Annotated in this window: 7 protein-coding genes and 1 pseudogene; 3 read left to right on the top strand and 5 right to left on the bottom strand. The window is 71.7% G+C overall.

Annotation, left to right across the window (positions count from 1 at the left end; translation table 11 throughout):
- Positions 1-142 precede the first annotated feature (142 nt).
- The 3 genes and pseudogenes from ACIBB8_RS20315 to ACIBB8_RS20325 all read left to right on the top strand — a co-directional run.
- Complete coding sequence (locus ACIBB8_RS20315) at positions 143-2,875, top strand: lysylphosphatidylglycerol synthase domain-containing protein (RefSeq protein ID WP_398953972.1); 2,733 nt, start codon at positions 143-145, stop codon at positions 2,873-2,875.
- A 148-nt stretch (positions 2,876-3,023) separates the two neighbouring features.
- Positions 3,024-4,634, top strand: a complete 1,611-nt coding sequence (locus ACIBB8_RS20320) for an alpha/beta hydrolase (protein ID WP_398953975.1) — start codon at positions 3,024-3,026, stop codon at positions 4,632-4,634.
- A gap of 141 nt (positions 4,635-4,775) precedes the next feature.
- Positions 4,776-5,534: pseudogene (locus tag ACIBB8_RS20325) on the top strand (alpha/beta hydrolase); the annotation flags it as partial.
- Positions 5,535-5,689: 155 nt separating this feature from the next.
- Here the strand turns inward: ACIBB8_RS20325 and moeZ are convergent.
- From moeZ to ACIBB8_RS20350, 5 genes are all read right to left on the bottom strand, one after another.
- Entirely contained in the window at positions 5,690-6,868 is a 1,179-nt protein-coding gene (gene moeZ / locus ACIBB8_RS20330; RefSeq protein ID WP_366138073.1) for an adenylyltransferase/sulfurtransferase MoeZ, read from the bottom strand.
- A gap of 84 nt (positions 6,869-6,952) precedes the next feature.
- On the bottom strand, positions 6,953-7,765 hold the full coding sequence (locus ACIBB8_RS20335; protein ID WP_398953977.1) for a spherulation-specific family 4 protein: 813 nt from the start codon (positions 7,763-7,765) through the stop codon (positions 6,953-6,955).
- Positions 7,753-8,718, bottom strand: a complete 966-nt coding sequence (locus ACIBB8_RS20340; protein WP_398953979.1) for an NAD-dependent epimerase/dehydratase family protein — start codon at positions 8,716-8,718, stop codon at positions 7,753-7,755. The genes ACIBB8_RS20335 and ACIBB8_RS20340 overlap by 13 nt, the downstream gene beginning before the upstream one ends.
- A gap of 184 nt (positions 8,719-8,902) precedes the next feature.
- Positions 8,903-9,943, bottom strand: coding sequence for a hypothetical protein (locus ACIBB8_RS20345; RefSeq protein WP_398954148.1), 1,041 nt, complete (start codon positions 9,941-9,943; stop codon positions 8,903-8,905).
- An 859-nt stretch (positions 9,944-10,802) separates the two neighbouring features.
- On the bottom strand, positions 10,803-12,545 hold the full coding sequence (locus ACIBB8_RS20350; RefSeq protein ID WP_398953981.1) for a DUF3492 domain-containing protein: 1,743 nt from the start codon (positions 12,543-12,545) through the stop codon (positions 10,803-10,805).
- Positions 12,546-12,729 lie beyond the last annotated feature (184 nt).

Raw genomic sequence — 12,729 nt, forward strand, 5'->3', positions numbered from 1 at the left:
AAGGGGCGTATCTTGCGCATCGCGCGACCGTGCAGTGCACCCTGATACCCCCCTCTGTTTCCGGGCCGTGCCACCATCATGCGGGCGGTGCCCGGTGATACGAGACCACGAAGACCAATCAGAGGCGATGAAGGAGCAGGGCGTGCAGCCACCGAAGGCAGCCGACGCCTCTGACGCCGAGCAGCGCCCGGAAGAGCAGCGGGAGCAGCAGCGGCCGACCCAGAAGCGCAAGGAGCGGGACTCCACTCCGCCCCACCTGGTCGGCTCCACCCTCTCGACCGTCGCCGAGGCCGAACAGGCCGACCGGGTCTCCGGTGACGAGCCGCTGCTCCCCGCCCGGGTGCACCGCCCCTCCGACCTGATGCGGCTCCTCGTCGGTGTCCTGGCGATCGCCGTCCTGTTCTGCATCGCCGCGTTCGCCCACGGCACGACCACCGGTCTCGAACACGACATCACCAAGGGCACGGACCAGGCACCCGACGTTCTGATCAAGCTCGCCGGCCTGGTCTCCAGCATCGCGGTGCTGCTGGTGCCCGTCGCCTTCGCCATCGAGCGGCTCATCAAACGCGACGGGCTGCGGATCGCGGACGGTGTCCTCGCCGCCGTCCTCGCGCACGGGGTGACGCTCGCCACCGACCTCTGGGTCGCCAAATCCGCCCCCGGCACCATTCAGGACGCGCTCACCCAGCCTCAGCCCGGTGCCGCGCTCACCGATCCCGTACACGGCTATCTCGCACCCGTGATCGCCTACATGACGGCGGTCGGGATGGCGAGACGGCCGCGCTGGCGGGTCGTGCTGTGGGTGGTGCTGCTGCTCGACACCTTCGCCATGATGGTGGGCGGCTACACGACCCCGTTCTCGATCATCCTCACCGTGCTGATCGGCTGGACCGTCGCGTACGGCACGCTGTACACGGTCGGCTCGCCGAACGTCCGGCCGACCGGTCAGCATCTGATGGCAGGTCTGCGTCACGTCGGCTTCCGCCCGGTCACCGCGATGCGCGCCGAGGACACCCCCGACTCCGGCGACCCGAGCGACCGGGGCCGCCGCTATCTGGTTTCTCTGGAGGACGGTCCACCGCTGGATGTGACGGTCGTCGACCGGGAGCAGCAGGCACAGGGCTTCTTCTACCGGGTGTGGCGCAGACTCACCCTGCGCGGCATCACCCAGCGCCAATCCCTCCAGTCTCTGCGCCAGGCGCTGGAGCAGGAGGCACTCCTCGCGTACGCGGCGATCGCCGCCGGAGCCAACGCCCCCAAGCTGATCGCCACCTCGGAACTCGGTCCCGACGCCGTGATGCTGGTGTACGAGCACATCGGCGGGCGCTCCCTCGATGCGCTGGAGGACGTGGAGATCACCGACGACCTGGTGCGCGGCGCCTGGCGGCAGGTGAAGGCGCTCCAGTCCCGGCGGATCGCGCACCGCAGGCTCACCGGCGACGCGATCCTGGTGGATCGTTCCGGCACGGTGTTCGTGACCGATCTGCGCGGCGGTGAGATCGCGGCCGGTGATCTGGTGCTGCGGATGGACATCGCGCAGCTGCTCACGACCACCGGTCTGCGGGTGGGCGCCGAGCGGGCCGTCGCGGCGGCGCTCGAGGTCCTCGGCCCCGATGCCGTGGCGAACTGCCTGCCGCTGCTCCAGCCGATCGCCCTCAGCCGCTCCACCCGGGCGGCGCTGCGCAGGCTGGCCCGTGAGCGGTCGCAGCGCGAGCGCGAGGCGGTGATCGCGGCGTCGGACGCGGCGAAGCTCGCCAAGGCCCAGGGGGCACAGGCGTCGGTCCCTGCCGACCGCAAGGCGCTCCGCAATGAGAAGCAGGCGGAGAAGCGGGCGATAGACGATGCCCTGGACGAGGCCCGGGAGGAGGATCTGCTGACCCAGATCCGCCGCCAGGTGCTGCTGATCCGGCCGCAGGCGCCCGTGGAGCCGGTCCGGCTGGAGCGGATCAAGCCGCGCACGCTGCTCAGCTTCATCGCCGGTGCGATCGCCGCGTACTTCCTGATCTCGCAGGTCACGCAGGCCGACTTCGGCGCGGTTGTCGAGCAGGCGGAGTGGGGCTGGGTGGCGGCGGCGCTCGGGTTCTCGGCGCTCAGTTACATCGCGGCGGCGATGAGCCTGCTGGGGTTCGTGCCGGAGCGGGTGCCGTTCGGGAAGACCGTGCTGGCGCAGGTCGCCGGTTCGTTCGTGAAGCTCGTCGCGCCGCCCGCGGTCGGCGGTGTGGCGCTGAACACGCGGTTCCTGCAGCGTTCCGGGGTACGCCCGGGGCTCGCCGTCGCCAGTGTCGGCGCCTCGCAGCTGTTCGGGCTCGGCTGCCACATCCTGCTGCTGGCCGCGTTCGGATACCTGACCGGGACCGAGAAGACTCCGTCGCTCGCCCCGTCCAGGACGGTGATCGCCGGACTGCTGACGGTCGCGGTGCTGGTCCTGGTGGTGACCGCGATCCCGTTCCTGCGGAAGTTCGTGGTGACGCGCGTGCGGTCGCTGTTCGCCGGGGTCGTACCGCGCATGCTCGATGTCGTGCAGCGCCCGCAGAAGCTGTTGACCGGTATCGGCGGCATGCTGCTGCTGACCGGCCTGTTCGTGATGTGCCTGGACGCGTCGATCCGGGCGTTCAGCGGTCCCGACGTGCCGCAGCTCAGCTACGCGAGCATCGCGGTGGTCTTCCTCGCCGGCAACGCACTGGGGTCGGCGGCGCCGACGCCGGGCGGTATGGGTGCGGTCGAGGGCGCGCTGACGCTGGGACTGATCGCGGTCGGCCTGCCGAAGGAGGTCGCGGCGCCCGCCGTGCTGCTGTTCCGGCTGATGACCCTGTGGCTGCCGGTCCTGCCCGGCTGGCTCTGCTTCAACCGCCTCACCCGCAAGGGCGCCCTCTGACACGCCGCCGCCACCCTGGGGAAACCGCCCACGGGGGAGAACCCCCCACGGCACCTGCCCCGGGTCGACCCCGTACCCGGGTGCCCTGGGCCACCCACTTGGACCGGCGTCCCGCGCGCCGCCCCGCACGCCGTCGCACGATGGGGCGATGAGGACCTCCCCTGCCTTGCGCGCCGCGGCCCTCGCGGCCACCGCCACCGTTCTGCTGCCCCTCACCGCCTGTTCGGACAACAGCGGCAACGGGGCCACCGGTACGGACCGTACGAAGAGCTCTCCGCACGCGGCGAACACCGCCAACCCATCCGGAGCGGCCGACCTGGCCTCCCAGAAGTTGACGTGGAAGCCCTGCCAGGCCCCGTCCACGGCGCAGGGCGGCGGAACCGCCCCGACCCCGCTCCCCGGCGGCGCCGTCTGGGAGTGCTCCTTCATGAAGGTCCCGCTCGATTACGCGAAGCCGGGCGGCGACACGATCGCGCTGGCGCTGATCCGCGCCAGGGCCGTCAACCAGAACAAGCGAATCGGCTCGCTCATCTTCAACTTCGGCGGCCCCGGCGCCTCCGGCGTCGCCACGCTGCCCGCCTTCGGCCCCACGTACGCCAACCTCCGTACCCGTTACGACCTGGTGAGCTTCGATCCGCGCGGGGTCGGCCGCAGCGAAGGGGTGAAGTGCGAGAACGACCAACAGCTCGACGCGCGCTTCCAGAGCGACGCCACGCCGGACAACGCCACCGAGGAGCAGTCCTTCCTCAACCAGCAGAAGAAGTTCGCCGCGGCCTGCGAGAAGAACTCCGGCTCCGAACTCCCCTACATCGGCACCACCAACGCCGCCCGTGACATGGATCTGATGCGCCAGGTGCTCGGCGACGACAAGCTGCACTACTTCGGCATCTCGTACGGCACCGAACTGGGCGGCGTCTACGCGCACTTGTTCCCGGAGAAGGTCGGCAGGGCGGTGTTCGACGGGGTCGTCGACCCGACCGAGGACTACGAGCAGTCCTCCCTCGGCCAGGCGAAGGGCTTCCAGCTGGCGCTGGACAACTTCACCCAGAACTGCGCGGATCGCGGCGCCGCCTGCAAGCTTCCCGGAACAACCGGGAAGGAGGTCGAGCAGGGGATCGCCGAACTTCTCGACCGGCTGGAGAAGCAACCGATCCCGGGGCTCGGATCCCGGCAGCTGACGCAGTCCCAGGCCACCACCGGAATCGCGGCCTCGCTTTACTCCAAGGAGACCTGGTCGCTGCTGGAAGAGGGGATCGACGAGGCGGACGGCGGGAACGGCGCACTGCTTCTGGCCCTGGCCGACTCGCTGAACGGCCGTTCCGGGAACGGCCGTTACGACAACTCGACGGCCGCCAACGCGGCCGTCAACTGCGCCGACGCGAAGCAGCGGTTCACCGTCGACGGGACGAGGGCGCGGCTTCCGGAGTTCCGCAAGGCGTCGCCGCTCTTCGGCGACTATCTGGGCTGGGGTCTGATGCAGTGCACCGGCTGGCCGGTCGCGGGTGCGTGGAAGACCCCGGACGTCAGCGCTCCCGGCGCGGCCCCCATCCTGGTCATCGGCAACACGGGCGACCCGGCGACCCCGTACAAGGGCGCACAGGCGATGGCGCAAGAGCTGGGCCCGGGTGTCGGGGTGCAGATGACCTTCGAGGGCCAGGGGCACGGCGCGTACAACAGCGGCAACGCCTGTGTGAAGAAGACGGTGGTCAGCTACCTGCTGGACGGCACGGTCCCGGCAGCCGGTACCGTCTGCCGCTGAAGCTGTCGGCGGCGCCCGGGGCCCTTCCGGATCACGCCGGGCTCACTGGCCCTGGCCTGTCACCGCACGCCGTACGCACAGGCACCGAGGGGAGGGACGTACACGTGGCCCACCATGCACGCGCCGGAGCACTGGCCGCCGCCGACCGCCGACACGATCGGGCACGCCCGCAACCAGACGACCGGCTTCCAGCGGGCCCTGGAGAACTACTTCAAGAACCGCGGCCAGGACCCGAAGGCCGGCACACAGCGCATCGCCCGGATGCTGGAGCGGATCGACAGGAAGCCGCTGCCGACCGGTTCGGGCCGCGAGCTCAACGAGTCGATGGCGGTCATCGGCATCGTGTGGCCGCTCTCCTCCAAGGGCAGCTGGCCCGTCCTGACGAACGCGCTGGACGAGGCCGAGAAGCAGGGCACCGGAAATCTGCTGCTGCAGCTGGCCGACCAGTACAACGGGCGTGACGAGAAGGGGCACTACGACACCGGGAGCCACTCGCAGCGCGCCATTTCCTGCGCGGACAGCAGCCTCCGGCCGACGGTCGCGGAAGCCAGGGACCTGCTGCCCGAGTTCCGGAAACTGTCCCCGGGCTTCGGCCCGTTCCTGGCGTGGGACACGGCCGGCTGGTGTTCGGACTGGCCGGTGAAGGGTGAGCTGGACACCCCGGAGGCGAGCGCTCCGGGCGCCGGTCCGATCCTCGTCATCGGCACGACCGGCGACCCTGCGACACCCTACGAGGGGGCGCAGAGGATGGCGGACGAGTTGGGCAAGGGCGTCGGCATCATGCTCACCAACAAGGGCGAGGGCCACGGTTCGTACGGTGTGAGCGGCTGCGTGACGTCGACGGTGGACGCGTACTTCCTGGACGGGAAGGTCCCGGCGGACGGCACGACCTGCTCGTGACGGAGAGAACGGAGAAGGGGCCGGCCGCCTGACGCGGACCGACCCCTTCGAAGCTTTTCGCCCCTGGTGCCCTTCCCGGCAAACTTTGCCGGTCACAGAGCACCAGGGCGTGTTTCGAAAGTCCCGCCTGCCAGGCGACGCCTGGCACGCACGCTCTAGTACACCGGCTTCTCGGGCTCGATCTGGTTGACCCAACCGATCACACCGCCACCAACATGCACCGCGTCGGCGAAGCCCGCCGACTTGAGGACCGCGAGGACCTCGGCACTGCGGACGCCGGTCTTGCAGTGCAGGACGATGCGCTTGTCCTGCGGGAGGTCCTGCAGGGCGTTGCCCATCAGGAACTCGTTCTTCGGGATCAGCTTCGCGCCGGGGATCGAGACGATCTCGAACTCGTTCGGCTCACGGACGTCGATGATCTCGATCTTCTCGTCCGTGTCGATCCACTCCTTGAGCTGCTTCGGAGTGATCGTGGAGCCGAGCGCCGCCTCCTGGGCCTCCTCGGACACGACGCCGCAGAAGGCCTCGTAGTCGATGAGTTCGGTGACGGTCGCGTTCTCGCCGCAGACCGCGCAGTCGGGGTCCTTGCGGACCTTGACCTGGCGGTACTGCATCTCCAGGGCGTCGTAGATCATCAGTCGGCCGACCAGCGGGTCGCCGACACCGGCGAGCAGCTTGATGGCTTCGGTGACCTGGATGGAACCGATGGACGCGCAGAGCACGCCCAGCACGCCGCCCTCGGCGCAGGACGGGACCATGCCGGGGGGCGGCGGCTCCGGGTAGAGGCAGCGGTAGCAGGGACCGTGCTCGGACCAGAAGACGGAGGCCTGGCCGTCGAAGCGGTAGATCGAACCCCACACGTACGGCTTGTTCAGCAGGACCGCGGCGTCGTTGACGAGATAGCGGGTGGCGAAGTTGTCCGTGCCGTCCACGATCAGGTCGTACTGGGAGAAGATCTCCATCACGTTCTCGGCCTCGAGCCGCTCTTCGTGAAGGATCACGTTCACATACGGGTTGATGCCGAGGACCGAGTCCTTGGCGGACTCCGCCTTGGAACGGCCGATGTCGGACTGGCTGTGGATGATCTGGCGCTGCAGGTTCGACTCGTCGACCTCGTCGAACTCCACGATGCCGAGCGTGCCGACACCGGCCGCGGCCAGGTACATCAGGGCCGGCGAACCGAGACCTCCGGCGCCCACACAGAGCACCTTCGCGTTCTTCAGCCGCTTCTGCCCGTCCATCCCGACATCTGGGATGATCAGGTGGCGGGAGTACCTGCGGACCTCGTCGACGGTGAGCTCAGCAGCTGGCTCGACCAGGGGTGGCAGCGACACAGGAACCTCAACAATGCAGGTGGTCGGTTTCTACGTACTTCATCTGCGTACGGTTCTTCTGCGGTAACACTGCCACGCCCCCTCTCATTCCGAGATACCACGTCCGATCCGCGAGACAATTTCGTCCCAGTACCCGGGCAGCGCCGCGAATGGGCCGGTTTGCCCCTTGCTGCCCCTTCGCACGGTGCGGTCGGTGAAGAAGATCGTGCCCGCGCCCTGCCAGCGGGCGATGCGCAGGGCCTCGTCAAGGTGGGTGCGCGGAACGCCGTGCACGAAGTGCGCGAAGCGTCCCGGCGGGTAGGCGGCGGTCCACTCCGCCACCTGCGACCAGCGGTAGTCGGCCCAGGCCCCGGAGAAGGTGACCAGCTGGTCGGCGGTCTCGGCGTAGCCGGGATACGGATGGGTTCCGTGCCCGAGCACCAGCAGCCCGTCCCCAACGAGCGCGGCGAGCGTGCCGGTGAGGCGGCGGACCTCCGGGAGGCCGGCGCGGTCGGCGGGACACCGGTCCAGGTAGAAGCCCTCGACGCGGTACCAGTCCAGGAAGGACTGCGCGTCGGTGATCAGCTCGTCGAACGGACGGTCGCCGTGGGCCAGATCGAGGTGGCCCAGCAGTCGGCCGCCGCCTGCCCGGGCGGCGCCCTGCGCGGTCTCGCCGTGCAGGGCCCGTTCGCGGGCGTTGCGGAGCCATCCCGCGGCTTCCAGACAGTGCGGGTCGGGCCGGGCGCCGGGACCGGTGTCGATGTTGAGGACCGCCCAGTGCACGTGGGTGCCGTGGCGGGTCAGTTCGGCCCATTCGGTGGGCGCGAGCAGCGGATGCGCGTAGCCGGGGACGCCGAAGCCGAGCTGCTCGGCTTCGCCGGCCCTGCGTGCCGTTCCGGCACTGGTCAGATGCGGCATGCCGCCTCCATCCAGATGTCGGCGAGGGACTCCTCCAGGTTGATCCGGGGCCGCCAGCCGAGCCGGTCGCGGGCGGTGCGGACGTCTGCCTGCTGCCAGGCGCCGCAGCCGTCGGGGTACGGGGACGGGGTCGCCGAGAGGTGTTCGATGACCGACTCGGAGGAGGTGCGGGGGGCGCCGATGGGCATCCGGGCAGGGGGCGTGTCCAGCTCGTGGAGCGCACCCGGGTAGCCCGCGACCTTGGCAAGCACGGCGGCGGCGTCGCGGAGCCGTACGGCTCGGCCGGTGCCGATGTTGACGACTCCCTGCGCGGCGGAGAGCGAGGCGGCGTGCACGGCGCGGGCGACGTCCCGTACGTCGACGAAGTCGCGCTGCACCCCGAGGCCGCTGAGCTTCAGCTCGCCGTCGCCGGACTGCATGGCGCGGCGCATCGCCTCGGCGAGCCGGCCCAGCGGGGAGCCCGCCGGGGTGCCGGGGCCGACCGGCGAGAAGACCCGCAGCACGACCGCGTCGAGGCCGGAGCCGAGGACGAGTTCGGTGGCGGCGAGCTTGGAGACGCCGTACGGCCCGCCCGGGCGCGGGATAGCATCCTCCGCCGTCGAGGAGCCGGGCTGCGAGGGCCCGTACTCCGAGGAGCAGCCCACCTGGACGAGGCGGGCGCTGCAGCTGCTGCGCCGCATCGCCTCGCAGACGGTGGCGACGGCGACAGTGTTGTGCCGGGTCAGGTCGCGGGCTCCGCCGCGGGTGGCGCCCGCGCAGTTGACGACGACGCCGGGGTGGACGGCGTCCAGGAAGCGGGTGAGTGCTCCGGGCGAGCCGCCCGCGAGGTCGAACCGTACATCGGCGTCGTCGCCGCGGCCGAGCGCCGTGAGGTGCACAGCGGGGTCGGCGAGCAGCCGGTCGGCCACGAACCGGCCGAGGAACCCGTTGGATCCGAGCAGCAGAACCCTCATCGGGTGCCCCCTTCGTGCCGACGGCGGGCTGCCGGTGCGGGGGATTGGGGGGTCATGTCCGGTGTCTCCTTGGGGAGGTGGTGAGCGGTAAGTGCCTGTCGGGTCCAAAGGCAGACGCCGAGGGGCAAGGACCCGCGGCGTCGGCTCTGCGGGGGTCGTACAGGGAGTGGCTCTTCATCGCGGCTTACACGGTGGTGTGGGCGGACGCCCTGGAGAGGGCGACGGTGGCGTGGATCAGCAGCCCGAGCGCGGCTGCGCCGCAGGCGATGACGGGTACGGCTCCGGTGCCGCCTGCCTCGATGACCGCGTCGACGGGGCGGGCGAGGACATGAAGGCCGGGCAGCCGCCCGGCCAGGATCAGGGCGGGGGCGGCCGCCTCGACGGCGCAGGCGGCGGCGAGTCCGGTGATGGCGGGCTCCGGGAAGCCGTGGACGGTCAACAGCCGGGCGAGCAGGAGGAGTACGCCGAGCGCGGCGGCCGCGACGAGGGTGCCGCCGCCTCCGTACCCGAGCTCGGCGAGGCGGAGCAGCCCCGAGAGCACGCAGAGGAACAGGGCGACGGTCCCGAAGAGGAGGGGGCGCACCCCTGCGGCGAACTCCTCCAGTGCGCGGCTGCCGGTGAGTCTGCGGTGTGCGTGTACGGCGAAGAGGTGCGCGCACCAGGCAGCGGGGGCGACGGCGAGCGCAAGTCCCAGCAGGGGTGCAGGGGTGAGCGCCCAGGGTCCTTCCGGGCCGCCGCTGAGGACCTGGTCGAGCAGCGCCTGGCCGTACAGGACGTAGCCGAGGAGCCAGCCCACGTACAGAGTGGCTGCCACCGAGGAGCGGCCCTCCGGGGCGCTCAGGGGGCCGCTCCGCAGGCAGAGGCCGAGCCCGAGGAGCGCGACGATTGCCCCGACGAGGGTCACGGTGAGCCGCGCCCCACCGCCGAGTGCTCCTTCGGTGAGTTTCAGGACGACGGCGGTCGCGGTGCAGGCCGCACCGGGCAGCAGTGCGAGGAGCGACCAGACGGCGCGCGTCTCGATGTCGCGCACCGGCGCGGGAGGGGCCGCGCTCGGCGGCTCCCCTGTCACAGCGGGCACCCGCGCATAGAGCTCCTCGGCGAGCGAGAAGACATCGCGGTGCCGGTAACGTGCGGCGGTGCGGTCGGTGATCCCGTGGGCTTCGAGCCCGGCCGCGATCTCCAGCGGGTCGACTGCGCGTTGGCAGAGGTCACGGTGGCGGTGCATGAGGGTCTTCACGGGATCGACGGGCCCGCGCCGGGAGACGCTGGGCTTGCGTGCGGGGGTGGCGCGGGTGTGCGCGATCTCGGGGGCCCGGGGGGGGGGGGCGGGTGCGTCGTCACTGCCGGGATGTGTCCGGGCCGGCGTCCCCACCTCGGCGGGCGTGTCGGCCCGTGTCCCGTTCCCGGCCGCCGCCGGGGCGCAGGCGGCGGGCCCGGCAGGGGTCCCGGCCTGCTTGAGAGCTCCGGCCTCGGGCCGTGTGCCGGCCTCGGCCTCCGCGAGGACACCGTCCTTGGACGCGCCTCCGCTCACCGCCACACCACCGGCGCCCTGCGCGGCGCAGGCCGCTTCGGCACCAGCACCGGGCTGTGCCGGCTCTGCGGGGTCCGCACGCACATCCGCGGTTCCGGCGCTGGTGAGCGCCCAGCCCGTGACGGCAGGGGACTCGTCGGCGGTCATGGGGCGGCCGGGTGCCGGACTCCCGGTCATGTCCGGATCCCGCGCAGGTTCCCGGTCTGGCGCCTGGTCCCGCAGCGAATCCGCGCCCGGGTCCCGTTCCTGCGGGGAGTCCTGCCCCTCGGCCGCCCCCCTCGCCGACGACTGCTCCATCAGCGCCACCGGCCGCAGCGGTCCCGCCCCCGCGAGGCCCGGCATCTCCCCCCTCCCGGGCCGCGCCCAGGCCGGGGCGGAAATCTCCGTGATCCGGGGTCCGGAGACCAGGACCTCCGAGCGGGGGTTCCAGCTTCTGCCGGTCGTCGGGGTGCCGGGGGCGTCGAGCGCCTCGGTCGGGCGGCCGCCCATGGGAAATCCTCCGTGATCCATGCCGAGTCCGCCGGACCGGCTCGTCCTTCTGTCCGTCTGCTGCTCACACATCGCGGTCCGCCGTCCCACGCGCACCCGCGCACACGCCCTCGACGGCCCAGCTCGGGGTGTGCGCGGGAACCGTCCAGCTGCCCAGGACCTGAGCCTCGGGCGGAGTCGCGAACGGGCGCGGGGCGCCGTCCGCCTCCCTGCGCACCGGGGAGCGGGAGATCAGCTCCAGGTAAATGCCGCGAAATGCCGCGAGGTTCTGCTCGACGGTGAAGAGTTCCAGCGCGCGGGCGCGCGCCGCTGCGCCGAGACGTGCACGGCGCTCGGGGTCGCGCAGCAGCGTGATGCACGCGCCGGCGAGCGCACGGGGGTTGCGCGGGGGCACCACAAGACCCGTACCGCCGATGACTTCGACGACCGCACCGACATCCGTCGACACCGTGGCCCGTCCGCAGAACATCGCCTCGACCAGACTGATCGGGAAGCCCTCGGCGACGCTGGAGAGGACGACGATCCCGCCCGCCGCGTACGCCTCGGCGAGGTCCGCGACCTCGGCGCCGCCGATGTCCTCGAAGGAGACCGGGTTGTCGCCGACGGCATGTGCGTCCGCGGCCTCGTCCGGGAAGAGCTGGGCGGCGAGTGCCCGGCAGTGCGCGAGGTACGTGGCACCTTCCGTGCCCGGCGCCGGCGCGCCGACGATCCGCAGCCGGGCGTCCGGTTCGGCCTTCCGTACTTCCGCGAAGGCGTGCAGCAGCGCGATCAGATCCTTGGACGGCTCGATCCGGCCGACCCAGACCAGGGCGCCGGGACCGCCCTCGTCCTTGCTCTCCCCCAGGGCTGCGAAGCGGGCCGCCTCCATACCGGGGTAGACCGTGCGCAGCTTGGCGCGGTCGGCGCCGCACCGTTCCTGCCAGCGGCGTGCGTGCGTATTGCCGGGGGTGATGAGCGCGGCCTGCCGGTACACCTCGGTGGCGAGCCGTCCGTGGAACGCGGCAAGCAGGGCGCGTACCGGTGCACCCAGGGTCGTGCCGGCCGCTGCGAGATAGTGCGCCCGCAACTGCACGCTGTGCTCGGTGACCAGCAGCGGGACGCCGAAGAAGCGTTTGGCCAACAGCCCGGGCAGGGCCGCTGCCCCGCCGGACGCCGCGTGGCAGAGGTCGACCGCACCGAGGCTCTCCTCGTCGTACCAGTCGAGGGAGAGCGGGCGCAGCACGCGGTCCAGTTCCGCGGCGAGGGCGAGGAGGTCGGGGACGGTCGTGGCCTGGACGATCCGCCCGGTGCCCGGGGCGCGGCAGGCTGCTTCCAGTACGCGCACAGCGGTCTCGGAGCGGAGCACCGTGGGAAGTCCGCCGTGTTCGCGGGCCAGTTCGGCGAGTCCGTACAGCCCGTCGGTGAACTGTGTGTCGGCGTCGGCCGTGGATCCGCCGCCGCCGGCCTCCGCGGTCGCTTCCGCCGCGCAGATCGACGTGGCGAGCGCCGTGAAGTGCACCGTGAACCGCTGCCGTTCGCGCCTTCCGTACGACCGCCCGCCCCCTCCGGTCACCAGTCGGGCGAGCAGCCCCTTGCTGGCATGGCCGCCCAGGACGTCCTCGCCGGTCGTCCACAGCGGCGCCGTCCGTACCCGGCTGACCTGGGGCGGAAGCTGTACCCAGCCCTGCGCCTCCTGCTCGGCGGAGCGGCTGAGCGCGTAGAGGTCGAACTCGTGCTGCATCAGCCCGCGCACCAGACGGTCGCACCAGAGTCTGGACTCACCGGTCGCATACGGATAACCACCGTCGGTGAGGAGTCCGATCCGCACGAGCGCACCCCCGATCTTCCTGAGTGGGCGGCCGCCGTTGGTTTGGCGACTCGCAGCGGGACGACCGTAAGCGGATACGGCGGTGGGGGGGGGGGGGGGGGGGGGGGGGGGGGGGGGGGGGGGGGGGGGGGGGGGGGGGGCGGGGGGGGTGGGCTGCGCACCCGGCGGATCGCGAGGCGCAGGC

Source organism: Streptomyces sp. NPDC051286 (genome assembly GCF_044455345.1).
In the GTDB taxonomy this organism is placed as follows: Bacteria; Actinomycetota; Actinomycetes; order Streptomycetales; family Streptomycetaceae; genus Streptomyces.